At 33.3% G+C, this 25,226-nt stretch carries 22 protein-coding genes and 2 tRNA genes; 6 read left to right on the top strand and 18 right to left on the bottom strand.

The features are described from left to right. Positions 1 to 12: 12 nt before the first annotated feature. The 4 genes from SJY43_RS02260 to SJY43_RS02245 form a co-directional block, all read right to left on the bottom strand. Positions 13 to 2,637, bottom strand: a complete 2,625-nt coding sequence (locus SJY43_RS02260) for an MGH1-like glycoside hydrolase domain-containing protein (protein ID WP_396602226.1) — start codon at positions 2,635 to 2,637, stop codon at positions 13 to 15. A gap of 180 nt (positions 2,638 to 2,817) precedes the next feature. Then, positions 2,818 to 3,477: a class I SAM-dependent methyltransferase gene (locus SJY43_RS02255; RefSeq protein ID WP_396602225.1), complete on the bottom strand. Its 660-nt coding sequence runs from the start codon at positions 3,475 to 3,477 to the stop codon at positions 2,818 to 2,820. Positions 3,478 to 3,588: 111 nt separating this feature from the next. Further along, positions 3,589 to 4,320 carry a hypothetical protein gene (locus SJY43_RS02250; protein ID WP_396602224.1) on the bottom strand — a complete coding sequence of 244 codons (732 nt, stop codon included), beginning with the start codon at positions 4,318 to 4,320 and terminating at the stop codon, positions 3,589 to 3,591. A 104-nt stretch (positions 4,321 to 4,424) separates the two neighbouring features. Continuing rightward, positions 4,425 to 4,955 (bottom strand): RNA methyltransferase, encoded by a 531-nt coding sequence (locus tag SJY43_RS02245; RefSeq protein ID WP_396602223.1) that lies wholly within the window; start codon positions 4,953 to 4,955, stop codon positions 4,425 to 4,427. Positions 4,956 to 5,115: 160 nt separating this feature from the next. Here SJY43_RS02245 and mutS point away from each other — a divergent pair, with 160 nt between their 5' ends. The 3 genes from mutS (at position 5,116) to SJY43_RS02230 (ending at position 7,975) form a co-directional block, all read left to right on the top strand. After that, entirely contained in the window at positions 5,116 to 7,695 is a 2,580-nt protein-coding gene (gene mutS / locus SJY43_RS02240) for a DNA mismatch repair protein MutS (protein ID WP_396602222.1), read from the top strand. Between the two features lie 98 nt (positions 7,696 to 7,793). Continuing rightward, positions 7,794 to 7,865: transfer RNA gene (locus tag SJY43_RS02235), tRNA-Gly, on the top strand. 26 nt (positions 7,866 to 7,891) lie between these two features. Beyond that, positions 7,892 to 7,975 (top strand) — tRNA-Leu (locus SJY43_RS02230). Positions 7,976 to 8,037: 62 nt separating this feature from the next. Here the strand turns inward: SJY43_RS02230 and SJY43_RS02225 are convergent. The 3 genes from SJY43_RS02225 to SJY43_RS02215 form a co-directional block, all read right to left on the bottom strand. Continuing rightward, positions 8,038 to 9,711 (bottom strand): FAD-dependent oxidoreductase, encoded by a 1,674-nt coding sequence (locus tag SJY43_RS02225; RefSeq protein ID WP_396602221.1) that lies wholly within the window; start codon positions 9,709 to 9,711, stop codon positions 8,038 to 8,040. A 103-nt stretch (positions 9,712 to 9,814) separates the two neighbouring features. Next, the gene (locus SJY43_RS02220; protein ID WP_396602220.1) at positions 9,815 to 10,264 is read right to left on the bottom strand and encodes a hypothetical protein; all 450 of its coding nucleotides are present in this window, start codon (positions 10,262 to 10,264) and stop codon (positions 9,815 to 9,817) included. A 97-nt stretch (positions 10,265 to 10,361) separates the two neighbouring features. Further along, on the bottom strand, positions 10,362 to 11,597 hold the full coding sequence (locus tag SJY43_RS02215; RefSeq protein ID WP_396603380.1) for a 3-deoxy-D-manno-octulosonic acid transferase: 1,236 nt from the start codon (positions 11,595 to 11,597) through the stop codon (positions 10,362 to 10,364). Between the two features lie 147 nt (positions 11,598 to 11,744). Between SJY43_RS02215 and SJY43_RS02210 the strand changes: the two genes are divergently transcribed. Continuing rightward, complete coding sequence (locus SJY43_RS02210; RefSeq protein WP_396602219.1) at positions 11,745 to 12,899, top strand: DegT/DnrJ/EryC1/StrS family aminotransferase; 1,155 nt, start codon at positions 11,745 to 11,747, stop codon at positions 12,897 to 12,899. Continuing rightward, entirely contained in the window at positions 12,892 to 13,917 is a 1,026-nt protein-coding gene (gene galE, locus SJY43_RS02205) for a UDP-glucose 4-epimerase GalE (protein WP_396602218.1), read from the top strand. Before SJY43_RS02210 ends, galE begins: the two co-directional genes overlap by 8 nt. A gap of 51 nt (positions 13,918 to 13,968) precedes the next feature. Here galE and lspA read toward each other — a convergent pair whose 3' ends face one another. The 4 genes from lspA to SJY43_RS02185 form a co-directional block, all read right to left on the bottom strand. Beyond that, positions 13,969 to 14,484: a signal peptidase II gene (gene lspA, locus SJY43_RS02200; RefSeq protein ID WP_396602217.1), complete on the bottom strand. Its 516-nt coding sequence runs from the start codon at positions 14,482 to 14,484 to the stop codon at positions 13,969 to 13,971. Further along, positions 14,485 to 15,378, bottom strand: coding sequence for an ACP S-malonyltransferase (gene fabD, locus SJY43_RS02195; protein WP_396602216.1), 894 nt, complete (start codon positions 15,376 to 15,378; stop codon positions 14,485 to 14,487). Between the two features lie 220 nt (positions 15,379 to 15,598). Next, complete coding sequence (locus SJY43_RS02190) at positions 15,599 to 17,155, bottom strand: NAD(P)/FAD-dependent oxidoreductase (RefSeq protein ID WP_396602215.1); 1,557 nt, start codon at positions 17,153 to 17,155, stop codon at positions 15,599 to 15,601. 52 nt (positions 17,156 to 17,207) lie between these two features. Beyond that, positions 17,208 to 18,131 (bottom strand): dihydrofolate reductase, encoded by a 924-nt coding sequence (locus SJY43_RS02185; protein WP_396602214.1) that lies wholly within the window; start codon positions 18,129 to 18,131, stop codon positions 17,208 to 17,210. A 316-nt stretch (positions 18,132 to 18,447) separates the two neighbouring features. Between SJY43_RS02185 and SJY43_RS02180 the strand changes: the two genes are divergently transcribed. Continuing rightward, positions 18,448 to 18,744 (top strand): isoamylase early set domain-containing protein, encoded by a 297-nt coding sequence (locus tag SJY43_RS02180; protein WP_396602213.1) that lies wholly within the window; start codon positions 18,448 to 18,450, stop codon positions 18,742 to 18,744. 54 nt (positions 18,745 to 18,798) lie between these two features. Here the strand turns inward: SJY43_RS02180 and SJY43_RS02175 are convergent, their stop codons facing one another. The 7 genes from SJY43_RS02175 to SJY43_RS02145 form a co-directional block, all read right to left on the bottom strand. Next, complete coding sequence (locus tag SJY43_RS02175; RefSeq protein ID WP_396602212.1) at positions 18,799 to 19,257, bottom strand: hypothetical protein; 459 nt, start codon at positions 19,255 to 19,257, stop codon at positions 18,799 to 18,801. A gap of 8 nt (positions 19,258 to 19,265) precedes the next feature. Then, positions 19,266 to 20,090, bottom strand: a complete 825-nt coding sequence (locus tag SJY43_RS02170; RefSeq protein ID WP_396602211.1) for a thymidylate synthase — start codon at positions 20,088 to 20,090, stop codon at positions 19,266 to 19,268. A 236-nt stretch (positions 20,091 to 20,326) separates the two neighbouring features. Beyond that, positions 20,327 to 20,662 (bottom strand): hypothetical protein, encoded by a 336-nt coding sequence (locus SJY43_RS02165; RefSeq protein WP_396602210.1) that lies wholly within the window; start codon positions 20,660 to 20,662, stop codon positions 20,327 to 20,329. 315 nt (positions 20,663 to 20,977) lie between these two features. After that, positions 20,978 to 22,507: a NupC/NupG family nucleoside CNT transporter gene (locus SJY43_RS02160; RefSeq protein ID WP_396602209.1), complete on the bottom strand. Its 1,530-nt coding sequence runs from the start codon at positions 22,505 to 22,507 to the stop codon at positions 20,978 to 20,980. A gap of 15 nt (positions 22,508 to 22,522) precedes the next feature. Next, positions 22,523 to 23,146: a bifunctional nuclease domain-containing protein gene (locus SJY43_RS02155; RefSeq protein WP_396602208.1), complete on the bottom strand. Its 624-nt coding sequence runs from the start codon at positions 23,144 to 23,146 to the stop codon at positions 22,523 to 22,525. Positions 23,147 to 23,294: 148 nt separating this feature from the next. Next, positions 23,295 to 24,251, bottom strand: coding sequence for an electron transfer flavoprotein subunit alpha/FixB family protein (locus tag SJY43_RS02150; RefSeq protein ID WP_396602207.1), 957 nt, complete (start codon positions 24,249 to 24,251; stop codon positions 23,295 to 23,297). 101 nt (positions 24,252 to 24,352) lie between these two features. Beyond that, the gene (locus tag SJY43_RS02145; protein ID WP_396602206.1) at positions 24,353 to 25,099 is read right to left on the bottom strand and encodes an electron transfer flavoprotein subunit beta/FixA family protein; all 747 of its coding nucleotides are present in this window, start codon (positions 25,097 to 25,099) and stop codon (positions 24,353 to 24,355) included. Positions 25,100 to 25,226: the final 127 nt, after the last annotated feature.

Below are 25,226 nucleotides of genomic sequence, written 5' to 3'. Positions count from 1 at the left end.
AATAAGATGTAATTATTCCTCGTCCATTTCCATAACTAAATTCGCAATAAGCGATGTCCATCCGGTTTGATGAGACGCTCCAAGACCTTTACCTGTATCGCCATCAAAAAACTCATAGAAGAAATGTTCGTTTTTAAAGTGTTCATCTTTTGTAAATACTTGGCCTTCATCCTCAGAATGGTATGGAAATTTACCATCTTCATTAGGTTCAAAAAGGGTAATTAAACGTTTAGTTAATTCGTTAGCAATTTGCTTTAAATTTAACTTGTTTCCAGAACCTGTTGGGAATTCGTAGACATACTCGTCACCATAAAACGTATAGTATTTACGTAGAGATTGAATAATCATATAATTTAAAGGCATCCAAATTGGGCCACGCCAGTTGGAGTTGCCTCCAAACATGTTAGAACGACTTTCTCCAGATTCGTACTGGATTTGATGATGCCCGTGATGATGAAATACAAACGGGTATTTTTCATGATATTTTGATAATGAACGAATACCATAATCTGATAAAAATTCACCTTCATCTAACAGGCGTTTAAGTAAATGCTCTAATCTAAAACCACGCATAATGGAGAACATAAAATTCCCGTCTTCATTGGCTTTTTCTAAATTTGAAATTAACGAGGCTAAATCAGGTCGAGTTTTTATAATACGATTCGCTCTTCTTCTAAACTCTTTTAAATTTTTAAATAAATCTTGGTGAATAATTTCTACAGCAAACATTGGGATTACGCCAACTAAAGAGCGCACTCTTAAACGGTCTGAAACACCACTAGACATTTCAACAACATCATAATAGAAGTTATCTGCATCATCCCAAAGTGAAATATCTTTTTTACCAATATGATGCATGGCCCAAGCAATATTTAAAAAGTGTCTGAAAAAATTAGCGGCAGATTCTTCATAAACTTTATTATTCTCCGCAAGTTCTAGAGACATACGCAACATGTTTATCGAGAACATGGCCATCCAGCTTGTGGCATCGGCTTGTTGCATTCTGTTAATGCCAGGAGGCATGTGGTTTCTATCAAAAACACCAATATTATCTAAGCCTAAAAAACCACCTTCAAAAAGGTTGGTACCGCTTTTATCTTTTTGGTTTACCCACCAAGTAAAATTGATAAGTAGTTTTTGGAAGGCTTTTTCTAAAAACTGAATATCACCTTTTCCAGTTTTTTCTTTATCTTTTTCGTAAACTTTCCAAACGGCATAAGAATGTACAGGCGGATTTACATCGCTAAAGTTCCACTCGTAGGCAGGAATTTGTCCGTTTGGATGCATGTAGCTTTCTTGTAAAACCAATAACAATTGGTTTTTAGCAAAATAAGGGTCAATTTCAACAAAAGAAGCCATGTGAAAAGCTAAGTCCCATGCTGCATACCAAGGGTATTCCCATTTGTCTGGCATTGAAATTATATGCCTATTTGTAAGATGTTGCCAACTGTAATTTCTCATGTTGACTCTGTCTGGTTTATCCTCTCCAGGACCGCCAAACAGCCATTTAAAAACATCGAAATAATAAAACTGCTTTGTCCATAACAATCCAGAAAATGCTTTTTTAGCCAGATCTTGACGTGCTTCTGGTAAATCTTTTGTTATAATGTCGCTATAAAAATCTTCACATTCTTTTATTCTTTGGTCAAAAATAGTATCGAAATCTGACCAGGGGTTTTCTAATGCTTCTTTGCTTAAACGTACTTTTACACTTTTTTCTTCTCCAGCTTTTAGCTTAAATTTATGCCATACCGCCATTTTAGAACCCTCGTTTTTAGGGTTAACTGTCTTTTTGCCGTTTACAACATGCTCATGTATCCCGTCTTTAACATAAGGGACTTCATTTTTTACGTTGTAAATACGCTTATTATTGGTTTCATTTTCACAAAACAACTGTTTGCCGCCTTCGTTGTAAAAATAGTAATCACCATTTCTACGACTACTAGATTGAGCTGCATTAGTTTCTGTAGATTTTATTAATGGTCGTTCGTGTTTTTCATTATGCTTCCAGAAATTTCTAAACCAAAGGTGTGGTAAAACATGAAGGTGTGCTGCCTTATCACCTCTGTTTATAACAGTCACTTTCATAAGGATATCGTCAACATCAGCTTTAGCGTATTCAATAAAACAATCAAAATAGGCATTGTTTTTAAAGCAACCTGTGTCTAAGAGTTCGTATTCGTCTTGGTCTCTTCCGCGTTCTGCATTAACCTTGACTAATTCGGAATACGGAAATTTACTATGCGGATATTTATATAAGTACTTATTGTATGTATGTGTTGGTGTAGATACTTGGTGGAAATAAAGTTCCTTTACATCCTCACCATGGTTACCTTGGTTGTTTGTAAGCCCAAATAAACGCTCTTTTAAAATGCTGTCATTCCCGTTCCAAAATGCAGGTGCCAAACATAAAATTTCTCTAACATCGCAAAAACCACCTATGCCTTCTTCTCCCCATCTGTAGGCGTTGCTTCGTGCTTTGTCATGATCAATAAACTCCCATGACTCACCATGTTTACTGTAATCTTCTCTAACAGTACCCCATTGTCTTTCTGCTAAATATGGCCCCCATTTTTTCCAATGTTCGTGGTTGTCTGGAACTGCTAGTCTTTCTTCTTCTGGATTTTTATTAGCCATAGGTTGTCGTTATATTTATAAATAAACAATTTAGGTAAAATTACTAGTTTTTACTAGTAAGTGGCTAACTGAATTGTAAGTATTGTTTAATTTGGATTTTTAAATGATTTTTATTGATATCTCATTAAAAAACAAAGTATTAATTAATGAAAAGCATATTTTAAAATAAAGAATAGCGCTTTAGAAAACCCTGTATAATGCGGTTAAAATGCACCCTTTGTTGTTTTCTAGAATAAACTTGTTAATGATTTTTTCTTCTTTAATTTTAAAATTAAATGGCGCTTTTAATAGGTTAATACCGCTATTATGTTTGATTCTTATGCCTTGTCCAGATATAATGTCTTTATTAGGAATAAAATCACCCACGGGAATATGTTCGGTTAGTATCACATATTTATAATTAGCTATTTTTTTGATTATTTCTAGTATTTCAGAATTAGATAAATGCTGTAATACTTGACGGATTATAATACAATCTCCTGGTGGAAGTTTATCTTTTGAGATATCTAAGCAACGAAATTCTAAGTTGTCTTCTTGATATAGTTGCTTATTTCTAATAATGAGTTTTTCAACAATATCAATTGCAAAATAAGTTTTGACGTATTTAGTTAAGTGTTTGCCTATATTGAAATCGCCACAACCTAAATCGGAAACTATTAATGGTTTATCTTGTGATTTTAAAAATAAGATTATAGATTCTAAATACGGTTTTATTATTTTTGGGTCGTGAGAACCTGTTCCAGAATAAAAATCATAATCTTTTCCACCCCAGAGATTTAGTTCATAAATTTGTTCCATAGCATCTTTTGTTGGCCATGGTTTTTTAGTTTTTTTAATCACTTTAATAAATTCTAGAATTTCAATATACGCATTAATAAAAAAAGTTTTTAGAAACCACTTTTAAGTGTAAGTAGCTTCTAAAAACTTTTATTGTAATGTACAAAAGTATTTTTACTCGTCTGTGTTATGAGTTTTTAACCATTCTTCGCCGTCTTTATCTATAAAGAAATCCATCCAAACATAGTACATTTCATTATCAGCGTTTACACTAACTGGGTGGCTTGATCCTCGTGGAATATGTAGTAATGAATATTCAGGGAAATCTATTTGTGCTTCATCAGCATAAACTATAGTATTATTATCGGTAAGTCCTAAAAACAATTGCTCTAACATAGCATGCTCGTGAGCACCTAAAGCATCTGGGCCAATAGTTCTTACGGTTCCCATGGCAACTCTTGGTATAAATTTATTTGGTAAAATAGTTCTACTTGTTGTTTGAGGGCTTTTTATAGGTTCTGTATACGATTCACAATCTGTAAACTTCTTGAAATATATTTTATTTATATTTTCTTGTGGAAACGTTTTTATGTCTTCTTTATCTAATTCGGTTTGTAAAACCGAAATTTTAAGATAATCGAGCGTATCACCTTCAGCTGGTTTAAAAGAAATGCCTTCAACATTGTTGGGTAACATAATTGTTTCTGGAACTATATCGTAAGTTTCTTCTCCAGAAGTTAATGTCCCGTAACCTTTAATAAATAAGTAAATTGTTTTGTATCCTTTTTCAAGGTTTACTTTTTTATTAACATCACTACTAATTGTAATATGTTCGCTAGTAACACCATCAATTTCGTTTACTAAAATGTTGGTATTTTGTTCTTTTTGGTTAGGTTGTAATTCCATGGCGAGGAATTCAATTGGGATTTCTTGTTTTTTTTCGCAAGCAATAAAAAGTAGTGTAGCCTATAAAAGCGTAAAAATAAACTTAAGTTTCATGTTTAGATAATTTAGTGCTCCAATTTACTGAATAAATCCCATGTTACCACCCCACAACTCACAGAAATGTTTAATGAATGTTTCGTGCCAAATTGAGGTATTTCAATAACAACATCGCTAGCATTTACTACTTCTTGAGAAACACCTTTTACTTCATTGCCAAAAACTAAAGCGTATTTAGTGTTTTTATTAACTTTAAAATCATTTAACATCGTGGCGTTTTCAGCTTGTTCTATAGAACAGATTTTTACACTTTCCGTTTTTAGTTTTTCAATTAAATCTATGGTATTTTCAACATGTTCCCAAGCTACTGTATCTGTGCTTCCTAATGCTGTTTTATGTATGTCTTTATGTGGCGGTGTTGCCGTAATACCACAGAGGTAAATTTTTTCAATTAAAAAGGCATCACTCGTTCTAAATACCGAGCCAATGTTGTTTAAACTTCTAATATTGTCAAGAATAATGATAATAGGTGTTTTTTTTGCTTCCTTAAAAGCATCAACACTTAATCTATCTAGTTCACTATTTTTTAATTTACGCATGGTTTATTGTTGAAATCTTGTTCTTATTGTAGATAACTTCTATAAAGACAGCTTCAAAACGCCTGAAATTAATAGTACATTGCATGCTACAATTTTGTCAAAAATAACACTAAAAAATAACTTAGCATTGACTAAAAAAGCAAAAAAAGTAACACCGTTAATGAAACAATACAATGCTATTAAAGCAAAGTATCCTGATGCCTTATTGTTGTTTCGTGTGGGCGATTTTTACGAAACTTTTGGTAGTGATGCTGTAAAAACAGCTGGTATTTTAGGTATTATTTTAACAAAACGCGGTGCTGGTAGCGAAAGTGAAATTGAGTTGGCAGGGTTCCCGCATCATTCATTAAATACGTATTTGCCAAAATTAGTAAAAGCTGGAGAGCGTGTTGCTATTTGCGATCAATTAGAAGACCCGAAGCAAACTAAAACTATTGTAAAAAGAGGTGTTACCGAATTGGTGACTCCCGGGGTTGCTTTAAATGATGAGGTTTTAGTGTCAAAATCTAACAACTTTTTGTGTTCGGTTTATTTTGATAAAAAGCATATTGGAATTTCGTTTTTAGATATTTCTACAGGCGAGTTTTTAACGTCGCAAGGTAACGCTGAGTATATTGATAAGTTACTTCAGAATTTTAGCCCTAGTGAAGTTTTAGTTTCTAAACAAAAACGCACCCTTTTTAATGATACATTTGGTGATGATTTTCATACCTTTTATTTAGAAGATTGGGTGTATCAAACCGATTATGCCTATGAAACTTTAGTAAAACATTTTGATACAAAAACATTAAAAGGTTTTGGTATTGAAGATTTATACGAAGGGATAATAGCTTCAGGGTCTATTCTTCATTATTTAGGTGAAACGCAACATCATAAATTACAGCATATCACTTCTATTTCTAGAATAGCTGAGGATGATTATGTGTGGATGGATAAATTCACCATTAGAAATTTAGAGCTTTATAATTCTACAAATAATAATGCTGTAACGCTTTTAAATGTTATTGATAAAACCATTTCGCCTATGGGCGGAAGGTTATTAAAACGTTGGTTGGCGCTTCCATTAAAAAATGTTGAAAAAATAAAACAACGTCATGAAGTGGTGAGTTTCTTAACTAAAGAAAATACTGTACTTCAGAAGATTCAAAACCATATAAAGCATATTGGTGATTTAGAGCGGTTAATTTCAAAAACAGCAACGGGTAAGGTAAACCCAAGAGAGGTTATTCAGCTTAAAAACTCTTTAGAAGCTATTGTTCCTATAAAATCATTAGCATCAAACTGCGACAATGATTCACTTAAAATTATTGGCGACACTTTGCAAAGTTGTAATGTGCTTCGCGAAAAAATTAAAGAAACTTTAAATGAAGAAGCGCCAGTAAATGTGTTGAAAGGCAATAGTATTGCTCCTGGTTTTTCTTCAGAATTAGATGAATTGAGAGGCTTGTCTAAATCTGGTAAAGATTATTTAGATAAGATGCTTGAACGTGAAAGTGAGCGTACAGGTATTACTTCGCTTAAAATAGCCTCAAATAATGTTTTTGGTTATTATATAGAAGTAAGAAATACACATAAAGATAAAGTTCCAGAAGAGTGGATACGTAAGCAAACATTAGTAAATGCAGAGCGTTATATTACCGAAGAACTTAAAGAATACGAAGCAAAAATATTAGGCGCCGAAGATAGAATTCAGGCCATAGAGCAGCAGTTGTTTGCAGAGTTGGTAATTTGGTTAAACCAATATATTAAACCTGTACAGCAAAATGCTTACTTGGTAGGGCAATTGGATTGTTTATGTGGTTTTGCTCAACTGGCAAAAGATAATAAGTATATCTATCCAACTATAGATGATTCGTTTGATTTAGAGATTAAAGACGGGCGTCATCCAGTTATAGAAAAGCAATTACCTATTGGGGAAGCGTATATCGCTAATGATGTTTTTCTGGATAGAACTTCTCAGCAAATTATTATGATTACCGGACCAAATATGTCTGGTAAGTCTGCTATATTACGTCAAACAGCCTTAATTGTATTATTAGCACAAATAGGAAGTTTCGTGCCAGCCAAAGAAGCGAGAATAGGATTAGTGGATAAAATATTTACTAGGGTAGGCGCTAGTGATAATATTTCTATGGGAGAATCAACCTTTATGGTTGAAATGAATGAAACTGCTTCTATTTTGAATAATATATCAGATAGAAGTTTAGTTTTACTTGATGAAATTGGGAGAGGAACAAGTACGTACGACGGTATTTCTATAGCTTGGGCTATTAGCGAATATTTACATGAACATCCTGCAAAACCTAAAACATTGTTCGCAACACATTATCATGAGCTTAATGAAATGAGTGAAACTTTTGGACGTATTAAAAACTTTAATGTGTCTGTAAAAGAATTAAAAGACAATGTTTTATTTCTAAGAAAATTAGTTGAAGGTGGAAGTGCGCATAGTTTTGGTATTCACGTAGCTAAAATGGCAGGTATGCCACAGCAAGTTTTGCACCGTGCAAATAAGATTTTGAAGAAATTAGAGCAGTCACATTCAAGCGAAGAGCTCACAGATAAGGTAAAAACTTTAGATGATGATATGCAATTGAGTTTTTTCAATTTAGACGACCCATTATTAGAAAACATAAAAGAAGAGATATTACATATTGATATTGATACACTTACGCCTGTAGAAGCACTCATGAAATTGAATGAAATTAAGCGAATGTTGGTTAAGAAAAAGCAAGCTTAAAATTATTTTAATTTATTTTACTAAAAGGCTTTGCAATTAGTAGAAAAATTTTAAATTTGCATCCGCAATAGCAATATTGCACGTTCATTAAAATGACTGCGAAAGTAGCTCAGGGGTAGAGCATCACCTTGCCAAGGTGGGGGTCGCGGGTTCAAATCCCGTCTTTCGCTCTGAAACTTTCTTAAAACATACCAATGCTGAAGTGGTGGAATTGGTAGACACGTTGGACTTAAAATCCAATGTCCATTAGGACGTACGGGTTCAAGTCCCGTCTTCAGTACTAAAGCCTTATCAAATTTTTGATAAGGCTTTTTTTATGCTGTTAAATGAAGCGTTTTTTGTTTAAAATTCTTCTTCATAAAAATAAGTAGCATCTTTAATAAGTTGGTCTAACTTTTCTTTTTCTTTTAATATTCTTTCTGGGCTCCAATTAAAGTATTTACTGAAATCGTCAGTTATTAAGTTTTTAAATCCTGATACACTCTCAATATTAAAGTACAGGCGACCTGTACGACGTACAAAGAAATCACTTAAAGTATTAGTCATTTCATGTTGAATACAAAACCAAAGCTCTGCTCTAATTAGGCGTTCTTTAGGATCTGTATTTTCAAATACTTTAGATTTTTCTAAAATGGTATCAGATTGTTTGCCAAAAGTCGTGCATAAATACCATGCATAATAGGGGTCTGAAATGCCTAATTCACATAGTTCTTGCTCTAATTCTTTTTGATAGTTTTTTACTAAGTCTGTGTTTTCAAGCGTTGGGGTAACCAGCGGAATATGCTCAGTTTTAGATGGTTTTAGATTTTCCTTTTGTTTAGATGTCATGGTTTCTAAAACAGCTTCAATAGCGCGATGTGCCATTTTTCGGTAACCCGTAAGTTTACCTCCAGCAATTGAAATTAATCCGCTTTTTGAGATGAACAATTCATCTTTCCTTGATAATTCAGAAGGTGCTTTGTTTTTTTTATGAATTAAAGGCCTTAATCCCGCCCAATTCGATTCAATATCATCAATAGTTAATTTAATGTTAGGAAAAGCACGATTTATTGCGTCTAAAAGGTAGTTGGCATCGTTTTTAGTGGCTATTACATGGTCTATATTTCCAGAGTAGTTAGTGTCTGTTGTACCAATGTAAGTAGTGCGTCCTCTTGGAATGGCAAAAACCATTCTTCCGTCGGTTACATCAAAATATATGGGTTGTTTTATGGGTAGTTTTTTAAAGGGGATAACTATGTGTACACCTTTGGTTAAGTGTAGATATTTGTTAGTCATAGATTGATCTTTAATACGTAATTTATCAACCCAAGGACCAGCAGCAGAAACATAGTTTCTTGCTTTTATTTTAATTGTATTACCTGAGATGTGGTCAACACAATTAAGGTTCTTAATTTTATCGTCTTTGTTGTAAGCAAAAGATTCCATCTCACAATAATTAATTATTGTAGCACCAAAGGAAGCTGCTTTTTTTAAAATTTCAATAGTTAAACGTGCATCATCCGTCCTGTATTCAGCATACAAACCACCACCTAAAACGGTATCTTTATTAAGTAGAGGTTCTTTTTCTATAGTTTCAGTTTTGTCTAGCATTATACGTACATCATCACCTTTAACATCGGCTAAAAAATCATACACTCTTAATCCTATAGAGGTCATTAATTTACCATATGTACCATCTTCAATAAGTGGTAATAGCATTTTTTCCGGAATAACTAAATGAGGAGCTAATTTATGAACAATGGCGCGTTCAGACCCAGACTCTCTTACCAAACCAATTTCAAATTGTTTTAAATAGCGTAAGCCGCCATGAATCAATTTTGTAGATTTATTACTGGTTCCAGAAGCAAAATCTTTTTTTTCAATAAGACAAACTTTTAAACCTCTCGAAGCAGCATCCAAGGCTATTCCGGCTCCAGTAACGCCGCCACCAATAATGGCTAAATCGAATTTTTCTGTTTGCAATCTTTCAATTTCTGTCGCTCTATTTAAAATTGAAAAATTAGGAGCTTTCTTCATCTTTATGTTTTGTAATTTTTTAAATTTCTTACGTTAGGATAAATTTAAGCATAAAAAAACCACCTAATTAGGTGGTTTTTAAATTTTATAAAACTAATCTTGTTTAGTGACTAGCTTTTTCTTTTAATTTATCAGCTTCTTTTTGTACTACTGCAGCAGCTTTGTCAGCAGTTTCAGTAGCAGTAGCTTTAGCGTTATCAACTGCTTCACCAGCCTTAGCTTTTACGTTATCTACAGCTTCTCCTGCTTTATCAGTAGCTTTGTCTACTGCATTTCCAGCAGCATCAACAGCTGAATCAACTGCGTTACCAGCTTTATCTACTGCATTTCCAGCAGCGTCTACTGCAGAATCTACAGCTTCACCAGTAGCATCAGCAGCGCTTTCGACAGCATCGCCAGCAGCGTCAGCAGCGTTTTCAACTGCATCACCAGCAGCATCAGCAGCGTTTTCAATAGCATCTCCTATAGATTCACCTTTTTTTGTATCTCTACATGATGTGAAACTTAAACTTAATGCAAGTAACAGGATTGAACTTAATAATAATTTTTTCATCGGTTTTTGTTTTAGTGTTTACTGTTAATTAGTTGTCAAATTTAATGACTTTTTGTTAAAAACTAAGAATTATTAAATAATTAATAGTAGAATCATCCTATATACGTAGATAATCTAGTATTTGGATGACTGCACCTTTGTTTTTTTTAATAAATGCTTTGTTATTTGACCCACTTTTTAATCTAAAGTCACTATCGGTGATTAACTTGTGGAGTTCTTCATTGAATTTTTGTTGATGGGAGATGGAGAACATGCCTCCATTATCTATAAGAGCTTGTGCTTCTGGAAATTTACTGTGATTATTTCCTATAATAATTGGGACACCAAAAACAGCTGGTTCTAATGTGTTATGTAAACCTGTATTGCCCATTGCGCCTCCTACATAAGCGATATCTGCATAACTATAAATTTTAGATAGTATGCCAATGGTATCAACAATGAAAACCTTATAATTGGAGAGACTTTCAACTTCTTTCTCAGAAAACAATACGGATTTACAATTAATTTTCTCTTGCATTTTTTTAATTCTGTCTACTTTAATATCATGAGGGGCGATAATAAATTTTACTTCTTTTGAAGCTTCAGAATTAATAAAATCAATGAATAAAGCTTCATCTTCTGGCCATGTGCTACCAGCAACAACGCAAAGCTTGTTGTTTTTAAAAGTATCCATAAATTCAAGAGTGTTGTCAATACTAAGTTGACTATAAACTCTATCAAATCGAGTGTCTCCACTAACAGTTACTGCATTGTAATTAATGGACTTAAGTAATATTTTAGAGGTTTCGTTTTGAGTAAATATATGTTCAAAAGCAAAAAGAGCATTTTTTAATTGACTACCATAAAATTTAAAATAAGATTGATTTTTTCTGAATGAAGCTGATATTAATATAGCGCGTAATTGCCTTCGTTTTAATTCATTTAAAAAATTAGGCCAAATATCATATTTAACGAAAACTGTAAGTTCAGGGTTTACAATATTTAAGAAACGATTTGCATTAGAAATAGTATCTAAGGGAAGGTAAATTACAACATCTGCAATTGGGGAGTTTTTTCTAATCTCATATCCGGAAGGCGAGAAAAAACTAAGCACAATTTTATGATTCTTATAATACTTTCTTAGTTCTAAAAAAACGGGTAGACCTTGTTCGTATTCACCTAAAGATGCACAATGAAACCAAATTGTTTTGTCTTTACTATTTAAGTTGCTTTTTAAAATATGAAAACTGCTTTTTCTGCCTACAACTCCTTTTTTAATTTTGTTGTTAAACAATGCTCCACTTTTAAGGGCTAAACCAGCAAGATATATTCCTATGTTATAGATAAATCGCAATATTCTTTCTTTTAATGCTAAAATACATTTCTTTAAAATAAATTCATTGGTTAGAGTCAATCATTTTTGTAATTTTACTACCAGTTAGTTTACTTAGATTAATATCAATATTTATTGGTGTTTTAAACAATACTACAATTTTTTTAGATGAAAAAAATCCAAATGGTCGACCTAAAAGGTCAGTATAATGATATAAAAGATATCGTTAATCCTTCTATTCAAGAAGTAATTGAAACTACAGCATTTGTAAATGGACCTAAAGTTCATGAATTTCAAAAAAACTTAGAAACCTACTTAGATGTAAAACATGTAATTCCATGTGCAAATGGAACGGATGCTTTGCAAATAGCGATGATGGGTTTGGGGTTGAAACCTGGTGATGAGGTTATTACTGCCGATTTTACTTTTGCCGCAACTGTAGAGGTTATTGCTTTACTGCAATTAACACCTGTTTTAGTTGATGTTAATGAAGATGATTTTAATATTAACATAGACGCTATAAAAAAAGCAATTACACCAAAAACAAAGGCGATAGTACCAGTTCATTTATTTGGTCAATGTGCTAATATGGAAGCTATAATGGAAATAGCAAAAGCCCATAATTTATTCGTAATTGAAGATAATGCACAAGCAATAGGTGCAAATTATTCTTATAGTGATGGAACAAAAGTGAAAGCAGGGACTATTGGTAATGTGGGTGCGACATCTTTTTTCCCTTCTAAAAACTTAGGTTGTTATGGAGATGGAGGCGCTATTTTTACAAATGATGATGATTTAGCTCATACAATAAGAGGTATAGTAAATCATGGGATGTATGAACGTTACCATCATGATGTTGTTGGCGTAAATTCTAGGTTAGATAGTATACAAGCTGCTGTATTAAATGCGAAATTACCGCATTTGGATAATTATAATAAGGCAAGGCAAGCTGCTGCAAGAAAATATAATGAGGCTTTTAAAGCTATTGAAAAAATAACAACGCCAAAAACTGTAAATGGTTGTGATGGTATTTGTGATACGTGTGATTGTCATGTTTTTCATCAATATACTTTGAAAATAAAAGGTGTTGATAGAGATGCTTTAGCAAAACATTTAAATGAGAATGACATCCCTTGTGGTGTATATTATCCAATTCCATTACACAAACAAAAAGCGTATTTAGATGACAGGTACAACGAAGCAGATTTTAAAGTAACTAATCAATTAGTAAAAGAGGTTATTTCTTTACCAATGCATACAGAATTGGATAACGAACAAATAGATTATATTACATCAACAATTATAAAATTTATAAATGGATAAAATATTAGTAACAGGTGGGCTGGGATTTATTGGTTCTCACACCGTTGTAGAATTACAAAACGAAGGTTATGAAGTTGTTATTATTGATGATTTATCAAATTCTTCAGAAAAAGTTTTAGATGGTATTACGGCTATTACTGGAAAAACTCCAATTTTCGAAAAGTTAGATTTAAAAGAAAAAGATAAAGTAGAACAGTTTTTTGCAAAGCATAACGATATAAAAGGTGTTATTCATTTTGCAGCTAGTAAAGCAGTAGGTGAAAGCGTAAAAGAGCCTTTAAAGTATTATGAAAACAATATTGGTACTTTAGTCTATATTCTTAAAGAATTAAAGAAATTACCATCAGCGGCATTTATATTTAGTTCTTCTTGTACGGTTTACGGACAAGCAGATGAATTACCAATTACAGAGAATGCGCCTGTAAAACAAGCGGAATCTCCATACGGAAATACTAAGCAGGTTGGTGAAGAAATTATACAAGATACTTGTAAAGTTGTACCATCTATAAAGGCTATTGCTTTGCGTTATTTTAATCCTATAGGTGCGCATGAATCTGTTGAAATAGGTGAGTTACCTATTGGAGTGCCTCAAAACTTAGTGCCGTTTATTACACAAACAGCTATAGGTTTACGTCAAGAATTATCTGTTTTTGGAGAAGATTATCCAACACCAGATGGCACTTGTATTCGTGATTATATACATGTTGTAGATTTAGCTAAAGCACATGTAATTGCATTAGGACGATTATTGAAAAATAAAAATAAAGCGAACTATGAAACGTTTAATCTTGGTACAGGAACAGGAAGTTCTGTGTTAGAAGTGGTTAAATCTTTTGAGAAAGTTTCTGGTAAAAAATTAAACTATAAAATTGTTGGAAGGCGAGAAGGTGATGTTATTTCTGCTTATGCTGATACCAATAAAGCGAATAATGAGCTAGGTTGGAAAACAAAATTATCCCTTGATGATGCTATGAGTTCTGCATGGAAATGGGAACAGAAAGTAAGAGCTGAAGAATAAGGTTGCTTAAATTAACAAAAAAAGGTCGCTATTTAATTTAGCGACCTTTTTTTATGAAGTAGTTTTCTTTTTTTTCTTAAAACTCATAACTAGCAGGATAATCATACCAGTAGTAACCGATAAATCGGCAAGATTAAAAATACCAGTTCTAAAAACGCCTCCAAGATCTATAAATAAGAAATCTGTAACTTTTCCAAAAGCTATTCTGTCAAACACATTAGCAATTCCGCCACCAATAATACTAGCAAAAGCAAAAAGCGACCAATTGTCTAAAGATTTATCTTTAAATACATAACGAAGCACAAAACCTAGAACAAATATTGGTAAAACGAGTAATAAAATGATTCGTAGTGTTTCATTTAACTCACTACCCATTCCTAAAAAAGCACCAGTATTTTCAACATTCATCATAACAAAAGCATCACCAATTAAGGGAATGCGTTCGCCAGGGTTAACTTCTGTCCTTAGCGTTATGTGCTCTCTTACTATTACTTTAGAAATTTGATCAACCGCAATGGTTAAAACAATAACTATAATAATATAGATAGAACGTTTTGATAATTTCATTTAGCTATTCGTTTCAAAAGTTGCAGAAGCGGTTTCAGATGCTCTATTTATCTTTTTAACTAAGCCCTGTAAAACCTTTCCTGGACCAACTTCAGTAAATAAAGTTGCGCCATCTGTTATCATTTGTTGTACAGATTGTGTCCAACGAACAGGAGCTGTTAATTGAGAAATTAAGTTTGCTTTAATAGCTGCTTCATCAGTAACTGCATTAGCTGTTACATTTTGATAAATTGGACAGTTTGGTGTGGTAAAGTTTGTGCTTTCTATGGCTGCAGCAAGTTCTTCGCGAGCTGGCTCCATTAAAGGCGAATGAAAAGCACCACCAACAGGTAATACCAATGCACGACGTGCACCTTCTTCTTTTAAAGCTTCACAGGCTTTGTTAATAGCCTCAACTTCACCAGAAATTACTAATTGTCCTGGACAGTTATAATTTGCGGCAACTACAACGCCATCGGTCGTAGCACATATTTTTTCTACAATATCATCTTCAAGTCCTAAAACTGCTGCCATGGTACTTGATTGTAATTCGCAAGCTTTTTGCATGGCTGTAGCACGTTGAGACACTAATTTCAATCCATCTTCAAAGTTTAAAGCGCCATTTGCTACCAAAGCTGAAAATTCTCCAAGAGAATGTCCTGCAACCATATCTGGTTTAAAACTATCCCCTAATGTTTTTGCCAAAATCACAGAGTGTAAAAATATAGCAGGTTGTGTTACTTTAGTTTGTTTTAAGTCTTCTGCAGAGCCTTCAAACATAGTATCTGTAATGTTGAAACCTAGAATTTCATTAGCTTTTTCGAATAATTCTTGTGCTAAAGATGAGTTTTCGTAAAGGTCTAAACCCATTCCTGAAAATTGAGCTCCTTGACCTGGAAATATGTATGCTTTCATGTTAGTTTTTTTTGTTTGGGGCTAAAATAGGAATAAATCTTTAGACGAAGTAGCCCAGTTTTTTGAAAGTTCGCCATTTTGCGTTAGGGATTGCAGAGGAAAGCCCACAGCCCGACGAAGGAGGTGCGAGGACTTGTAACGAAAAGCCCGACTTATTGCTATACTACAAGGATTCTAAAAACCTTGTAGTATAGCAATAAGTAACGCCCAAATTATTAAACTATAAATTACCTGTTGCTGCCTCAGCACAGCGTTCACCATCCATAGCTGCTGATACAATTCCACCAGCATAGCCACCACCTTCACCACAAGGATAGAGATTTGAAATTTGAGTGTGCCGTAATTGATCATTTCTTGGGATAGAAACTGGCGATGAGGTTCTAGATTCAACACCAACAATATTAGCTTCTTCGGTGTAATAACCTTTCATTTTTCTGCCAAAAGCTTCAAAGCCTTTCCTTAGTCTTCCACCAATAAATTTAGGTAGTAAAGAATGTAAGGGTGCAGATTTCAGCCCAGGTTGATAAGAGCAGTCGTTTAAATTGGTCGACAATTTACCTTCTACAAAATCGGTTAAACGTTGTGCCGGTGCTGTTTGGCTTCGGCCACCAGCTGTAAATGCTAAACGTTCTAAGTTTTTCTGGTATTCTAAGCCTTTTAAGGCGCCAAATTGCTCGTATTTGGGTAAATCTTTATGGACGTCAATTTCAACGACTATACCAGAGTTGGCATATAGGTTGTTCCGTTTAGAAGGCGACATACCATTAACAACCACTTCTCCATTTGCTGTTGCAGCAGGGACAATAAAGCCACCTGGGCACATACAAAATGAATACACGCCGCGATCTTTTACTTGCTCCACCAAACCATAAGAAGCCGCTGGAAGTAATTCGTGCCTGTCGCCAGAACAATGGTATTGTATAGAATCGATAATATGCTGCGGATGCTCTACACGAACACCCATGGCAAACGATTTTGCTTCAATCGCTATGTGTTTTTTATCGAGTAAATAAAATATATCTCGTGCAGAATGTCCGGTTGCCAGAATAACTTCTTCTACAGCTAACTCATTCCCATTTTTAAGTTGAATGGCTTTAATTTTATTATCCTTTATTACAAAATCAGTAACGCGCGTTTCAAAATGAACTTCGCCACCGTATTTTAAAATGGTTTCACGTATATTTTGAACAACTTTAGGTAGTTTGTTGGTGCCAATATGCGGATGTGCATCAACTAGAATTTGATCGGTAGCGCCGTGATAAACTAGATTTTCAAATATGCGACGTACATCGCCGCGTTTTAAACTTCTGGTGTAAAGTTTACCATCACTATAGGTTCCTGCTCCGCCTTCGCCAAAGCAATAATTAGAATCTTCGTTTACAAAATGATCTCGATTTATGGCTTTTAAATCTCTACGGCGATCTTGTACATTTTTACCACGCTCTAAAACTATAGGTTTAAAACCAAGTTCTATACAGCGTAAAGCGGCATACATGCCAGCAGGACCAAAACCAATAATATGAATAGGTTTTGCTGTTGATACGTCTTTATATTCAAATTGATATGCCGAATTTTCAGGCAGGGGTTCTTTAATATAAACAGCGACCTTATAGTTTAATATGATTTTAGGTTTTCTAGCATCAATAGATTTTCGAAGCACCTTAACTCCGGTGATATCTTTTCTATCAATTTCTAGCTTTATAGCAGATTTTAAAACCAAAATATCAGGATGCTCTTCTTCCTTTAATGTAATACGAAGTTGTATTTCTTTCACCATGATATAAAATTATTGATAATTGAGACAGACGCAAGTTTAATAAAAACGTAATTTATTTTCTTTCATAAGTTAAAAATGAAAACTCATGGTCATGTTTATCATCTTTTTTATGAAACGTATTTGCAGTTTCTTTCCAAATTGTAGTATCTATTTTAGGGAAATAGGTGTCGGCTTCAAAGCTTTCGTGAACACGGGTTAGCTCAATTTTATCAGCTATATTCATGGCTTGTTTGTAAATTTGACCACCACCAATAATAAATGGCTGCGAATCGCTTTTTGAGGCATCTATAGCATCCTCTAAATTATGTACTATAATAACGCCACTTGGCGCTTTGTAATCTGCTTGGCGCGTAATAACAACATGTGTTCTGTTAGGTAATGGCTTAGGGAAACTCTCAAAAGTTTTTCTCCCCATAATAATATGGTGCCCATTGGTAAGGGCCTTAAAGCGTTTTAAATCGTCACTTAAGTGCCAGATCAATTTGTTGCCTAAGCCAATAGCATCGTTTTCTGCAGTAGCAACAATAATAGTAAGTTCGGGTTTAGCGGTTGTGTTTATAGTTTGAGGTTTAGTTTCATTAAAAACTTCACTCTGTGCTATTAACGTTTCTTCTTTTACAAATCCCGACTTTAGTTTTTCAATACGGTTTTGCTGTTTAGAAACCAATTTTTCTAATTGCGCTTTTTCCCAAGCTTTACCCATAAATTTATGAGTAACAAACACATTAAATACGTGATATATAAAAATAAACAACCATAAAATAATGGCGCTTAAAAACCATTCTTTACCAAAAGGTTTAAAGTCTGGTGCAATTTTCAAAACAGTATTGGCAACAATTAAAAAGACACAGCCTAATAGAAATAAAACAAAATGCACATACAAACGCTTTTTTTGTTTAATGCGTTTTTGAGCATTTTCAATAAGCTCTAATTGGTCCTTGTCTATTTGTGTTATGGTTTTCTTTTTTCCGAACATATTAGTAAAATAACGACTGTAAAGTTAACTCTTTTTAGGAATTATAAATATAAGTATGAAATACTTAATAAAAGTACTTTTTCGAAAACGTTTTCGTGACAAAATGTGCTGATAATCAGTATAAAACAAGAAAAATGAGTTGTTGATAATATAATTTTTATGCTAATTTTTTGTTTTCTTTATTTTTTTGAAGAAAACAAATTGACAAATTGATAATTCTTAAGACGTAATGACTATTAAATAGTTAGGGTCATAATTTGTTTTTAAATTTGCAATGTAATTCAACGATAAAACAAAACTATTAAACAATATAATTATGGCTATTAAAAAACAATTTTTAAAAAGTAAACCAGTTTGTAAAGTAACGTTTTCAATTCCTGCAGAAGATGCTAAAAAAGTATCTGTTGTTGGATCTTTTAACGAATGGAATGCTAAAAAAGCACCACTTAAAAAATTAAAAAACGGAACATTTAAAGGAACTGTTGATTTAGAATCAGGAAGTTCTTATGAGTTTAAGTATGTTGTAGACGGTGTTTACGTAAACGACGATGCTGCCGATGCTTACGCATGGAACGATTTTGCTGGTGCAGAAAACGGTGTTATAAACCTATAATTACTTTGCTATAAAAGTTTAAAAGCACCTCGTAAAGGGTGCTTTTTTTGATTCTTATTTTTTTCGTTTTTTCTTATATAAAGAATTGTCAATATTGAAAATTAGTGGCAGTACATAAGGAACCGTAACGGGTTTTCTTTTATGATAGCCTGGTTTGGTTAATTTTGGAATTAAATTGATAACTCTGAATGCTTCTTCTTCTAGTTTTGGGTGTGGTCCAGTTGCTTTAATGTCTATTATTTCTCCATTTTGATCCACCTTGAAAAGAATATTGATTTTAACTTTTCCGTCAGGTAAACCTAAGTCTTTTGCTACGCTAATATTAAAGTTTTTTACTAAATGTTTTGAAATACCATTTGACATGCATTTTTTCAACTCAATATTGCTAAGTTTTTTATTACAACCTTTATAAACAGGTACTTGTTCAACAACTGCAAAAGGGACTTCATTAGCATCTTGCGCTAACAAAAAGTTTGAAGTAAAAAGTATTATTGCAAATATTAATTTTTTCATATATTAATTTAAATAGCTACAATCCCTTTTATATGCGGGTGCGGATTATAATCAACTAAAGTAAAATCTTCAAAATCAAAATCAAAAATATCTTTAATTTCAGGGTTTAAAAGCATTTTTGGCAACGGACGAATATCTCTTGATAATTGTAACTCTAATTGCTCGTAATGGTTACTGTAAATATGTGCATCTCCAAATGTGTGAATAAATTCTCCAGCTTCGTAACCACAAACTTGTGCCATCATCATTGTAAATAATGCATACGAAGCAATATTGAAAGGTACACCTAAAAATATATCGGCACTACGTTGGTATAACTGGCACGATAATTTACCATTAGCAACATAGAATTGAAAAAAAGCATGGCAAGGTGGTAAGGCTGCTTTACCGTTAGCTACATTCTCGCTAAAACTTTTAGAAGTATCTGGTAAAACAGAAGGATTCCAAGCAGAAACCAACATTCTTCGACTATTCGGGTTGTTTTTTAAAGCCTCAATAACCTCTTTAATTTGGTCAATTTCATCACCATTCCAGTTGCGCCATTGGTAACCATAAACAGGTCCTAAGTCGCCATTTTCATCTGCCCATTCATTCCAGATACGCACGCCGTTTTCAGTAAGATATTTTGTGTTTGTATCGCCTTTTAAAAACCAAAGCAATTCATAAACAATAGATTTTAAGTGTAATTTTTTGGTTGTAACCATAGGGAAGCCTTCACTTAAATCGAATCGCATTTGGTGCCCAAAAACACTTTTTGTTCCTGTACCTGTGCGGTCTCCTTTCTCGTTGCCGTTTTTTAAAACGTGTTTTACTAAGTCGTGGTATTGTTTCATATTTATATTCCTGCGAAAGCGGGACTCCTTATTAAATTATACTTCTGTTTATTGTAAAAAAACAGCGTTTACGAATTTAAAGAAAAAGCGGGTTTAGATAGAGATGTTTTATGTTGATAATATCAAAAAGTTATCAACTATATTTTAAAGAGATATAAATGAATAGTCAATTATTGAAGCGTAAAAAAACCGTTTGAATTTTTAGGTTCAAACGGTTTTTAAATTTTATTTTAACATTAACCAGTCTGCTGTTGAGTTGGTTTATGAAGGTTTTTTTTCATGAGCTCAATCTTAATATTATTTTTGAATTTTTGAGCAATTAAAACTTTATCGCGTTCTAATTCTTTTAAGCGCTTTTTAATTTCTTGACTGCGATTGTACATTTTCTGAAATTTTTCTTCGCGCTGCCTTTGTTTGCGCATTTTTAACCTGCGCATAGCTTCTTTACGCTCGTTTATTTCCTTTATTGTTCTTTTTTCTGCTTGTAAATCTAAATATACTGATCCGTAAGAGTAAACATACATTGCCAAAAACAATAACGCTATACTTCCCAAAGTAATGTAGCCATTCATAATTTTTAGTTTTAAAGGATAGTTAGTAAATTTAAGATTAGCCTTAAATCATTAAAAATTTACAAATCAATTCGCTCAAGAGTAAAAATAATTGTCAAAACGTATAAAAAACAGGATGAAATCAATAAATTCCGATGAAACACACTATTATTTTCTGTTAAATTTTTAGCATTATAGCAATATTGGTCTTCAATAAATACAAAAACAATAAATTATATTTTAAATTGCTATCATATTCGTAATTATAAATTTTAAAAGTAAAGTTAAGATTGTTATTTTAGGAAGTATAAATAATCTATTTGTGGCCACATGCCACTAGCCAATAATCATTCCAGCAATAGTCGCCGAAATTAACGAAGCAATAGTACCACCAATCAAAGCTTTCATTCCGAATTTAGAAAGTGTTTTACGTTGTCCTGGAGCGAGAGAGCCAATACCACCAATTTGAATACCAATGGATGCAAAATTTGCAAATCCGCAAAGCATGTAAGTTGCCATAATTATAGATTTTTCATAATTAAGGTGAATCGCATTGGTTGCATCTTTTAAGTCTCTTAATTGGATGTAGCCTATAAATTCGCTAGCAGCTAGCTTAATGCCTAATAGTTGCCCCATTAAAGCCATATCTTCTGTGGCAACACCAATAAGCCACATAAGTGGAGCAAAGGCGTAGCCTAATATAAGTTCAAGAGATAAGCTTTCATAACTTGTGTTAGAGGCTATCCAATTGTTTATAGATGTTACATCACCAACCCAACCTAAAATACCATTAAACATAGCAATAAAAGCAACAAATACTAAAAGCATGGCCCCAACATTTACTGCAAGTTTTAAGCCTTCGGTTGTTCCATTTGCTATGGCATCTAAAAAGTTTGAACCTATTTTTTCTTGAGAAACGGAAACATCTGTATTGACGTCTTCCGTCTGTGGATATAGTATTTTTGAAATAACAATAGCACCTGGAGCTGCCATTACTGATGCTGCCAATAGATGTTTGGCGTAAAATAATCTTAAAACAGGATCGTCGCCTCCAAGAAATCCAATATAAGCCGCTAGAACAGCGCCAGCAACAGTTGCCATACCGCCAATCATGACGAGTAGTATTTCAGACTTATTCATCTTTTCTAAATAAGCCTTTATTAAAAGTGGTGCTTCTGTTTGACCTAAAAAGATGTTACCCGCAACACTTAAGCTTTCAGCTCCAGATATTTTTAAAGCCTTAGAAAGCAACCAAGCCATTACTTTTACTACTTTTTGAATAATACCTAGATAAAATAAAACGGAAGTAAGAGCAGAAAAGAATATAATAGTTGGGAGTACTTGAAAAGCAAAAATGAACCCAAAAGTATCCATATCAACAACTAAGCCTTCAAATAAAAATTTGCTTCCAGCTCTTGTAAAATCTAAGACACTTACAAATAAGCCGCCTATAAACTCAAATATAGTTTTAATAAATTCAACTTTTAAAACCCCAATAGCTATTAGGAGTTGAAAGGCTAAACCAATACCAACAATTTTCCAATCGATAGCTTTTCTGTTACTACTAAAAAGAAAGGATACAAATATTAAGGTGATCATTCCAAGAACACCACGCCATAAGCTATTAATTGAAAATCCTTGGCTAGGAATTATGGTGTTTTTAGTTTCTTTAACAGAGGAAGTTTCAGAACTAGTTGTTATTTCTTTTTCTGAAAAATTGATGTTTGTTGAATCTATTAAAATAGTTTCCGTTTGTGAAACAGTCTCAACGCCATCAATTTTTACTGTTTTATTTAAATCTTGTGCTATTAGTGTTGAAGTGAAACATAAAAATATAACAGCAATGCCTAAAAACAGCTTTTTCATACTAAAAATTAAGAGTTATTCTCGTTTTGAAATTTCATCACGAATATGCGCTGCCTTTTCATAATCTTCATTATTAACAGCTTCTTCAAGCATAGCTTGAAGTTCTTCTATAGATTTTCCTTTAAAATTTTCGCGTGGTTCGTTAGGTTCCAATTCATTGGCTACTAACTCATCCATTAAAATACTATCTTGAGTATCATCTTCTTCCTCTTCCTTTTTTGGATTCACTTTTAAATAAATACCAGCTTTGTCAAGAATATTTTTATAGGTAAATATGGGTGCTTGAAAACGAAGTGCTAAAGCAATGGCATCGCTTGTTCTGGCATCAATAATTTCTTCAATTTTATCGCGTTCGCAAATTAAGCTTGAATAAAATACACCATCAACTAGCTTGTGAATAATCACTTGCTTGACAACAATATCAAATCTGTCAGCGAAATTTTTAAATAAATCGTGTGTTAATGGTCGTGGTGGGCTAATTTCTTCTTCTAAAGCTATAGCAATAGACTGCGCTTCGAAAGCACCAATAACAATTGGAAGCTTACGGTCGCCATCTACTTCATTCAAAATCAAGGCATAAGCTCCATTTTGTGTTTGGCTATAGGAAATGCCTTTTATATTTAATCTTACTAAACTCATAATTTATTAAAACGCAAAGAACTGCTTAAATTAGAACTTAACCAACTGCACGAGGCATATTAAGTTAAAATGCTAATTTAAGCAGTTCTTAAGTATTATGCCAATTATAATTTAAAAATAAACCATTAATTGGCTTGATATAATATTATTACTGAGCTTTAAAAGCTTTTAATTTTTCTATAAGTTCTGGAACGACTTGAAAAGCGTCTCCAACAACGCCATAATCTGCCGCTTTGAAGAAAGGCGCTTCTGGATCTGTATTGATAACAACTTTTACTTTTGATGCATTAATACCAGCTAAATGCTGAATTGCTCCAGAAATACCAATAGCTATATATAAATTTGATGCGACAGGTTTTCCTGTTTGCCCAACGTGTTCGCTATGTGGTCTCCATCCTAAGTCTGAAACTGGTTTAGAACAAGCTGTTGCTGCGCCTAAAACATCGGCAAGCTCTTCAATCATGCCCCAGTTTTCAGGACCTTTTAATCCTCGACCTGCTGAAACTACTATTTCTGCATCAGCAATTGTTACTTTGTCTGATGCTTTATCAACAGACTCTACTGTAACACCTAATTCTGGAATTGAAGGCGAGAAGTCTTCCGCGGAAGCGCTACCACTATTTTCAACCAATCCAAAAGCATTATTAGAAACACCAACAATTTTTACATCGGTATTAATTTGAGTCGTTTCGAAAGCTTTATTGGTAAAGACTGTGCGTTTTACTGTAAATGGACTGGTACTAGATGGCACTTCTACCACATTTGATGCATAACCAGCATTTAAACCAACGGCCAATAATGGTGCTAAATATTTGCTATTTGCACTAGAACTAACAATAACAACTTTTGCGCTTTCCTTTTCGGCAGCTTGATTAATAGCAGATGCATATGCCTTGGCATTAAAATTATCAAGTTGTGAATTTGTTATGTTTAAAACTTTATCGACGCCATAATTACCTAAGCTAGAGGTGTCGTTTGCATTTATTGCTACTGCGGTAACTGTTGTACCTAATGTATTAGCAACCGCTTTTGCATAAGAAGCTACTTCGAAAGCTGCCTTTTTAAAAGCACCTTGTTCTGATTCTGTATATACTAAAACTGACATAATTTATTTTTTTGTTTTCCTGAACTTGTTTCAGGATCTCATTAATGTTTTTGTGAATTTCGAAAGATTCCGAACCAAGTTCGGAATGATTTAGTAGATGGCTAAATCACCTTAGCTTCATTATGAAGTAAGTTTACTAATTCGTCTAAATTATCTGAAGATACTAATGTAACGGCTCCTTTTGGAGTTGGTTTTTCAAATGAAACAGAAGCTGTTTCAGGGTTTGTATCTATCGCTTCGGCAACATTTAATGGTTTTTTACGAGCCATCATAATACCTCTCATGTTTGGAATGCGTAAATCGCTTTCTTCTACCAGCCCTTTTTGGCCACCAATAACTAATGGAAGGGATGTAGAAACGGTTTCTTTACCACCATCAATTTCTCTAATAGCTTTGGCAGATGTACCATCAACTTCTAAGCCAATGCAATTATTAACAAAGTTGGCATTAATTAATCCTGCAATCATACCAGGTACCATGCCACCATTATAATCTATAGATTCGCGACCTGCAATTACTAAATCGTAATTTCCAGTACTTACTACATTTGCTATCTGTTTTGCTACAGAAAATCCATCTGTTGCAGGTGCGTTAACCCTTATAGCTTCATCTGCTCCAATAGCTAATGCTTTACGCAATGTAGACTCGGTTTCTGCACCACCAACATTAACAACGGTAACAGAAGCACCTTGTTTTTCTTTAAACCACATAGCACGTGTTAAACCAAATTCATCATTCGGGTTTATTACAAATTGAACACCATTAGTGTCAAATTTGGTATCGCTATCACTAAAGTTAATCTTAGAGGTCGTGTCTGGTACGTGACTTATACACACTAATATTTTCATTTTTTTATGTATTTAGTTGTCTAATTTTTTTTCAGTTTACGAAGTTAATTATAAAATTTCGAATATTTACTATGCGTGCATAGTAAATATTAAAAAAACTTGTAAGAGTGTATCTCATTTATTGTTA

This window comes from Algibacter sp. R77976, assembly GCF_044594645.1.
In the GTDB taxonomy this organism is placed as follows: Bacteria; Bacteroidota; Bacteroidia; order Flavobacteriales; family Flavobacteriaceae; genus Algibacter_B.
The sequence above is the reverse complement of the archived record's forward strand: the minus strand, read 5'-3'. Positions and strand labels throughout refer to the sequence as shown.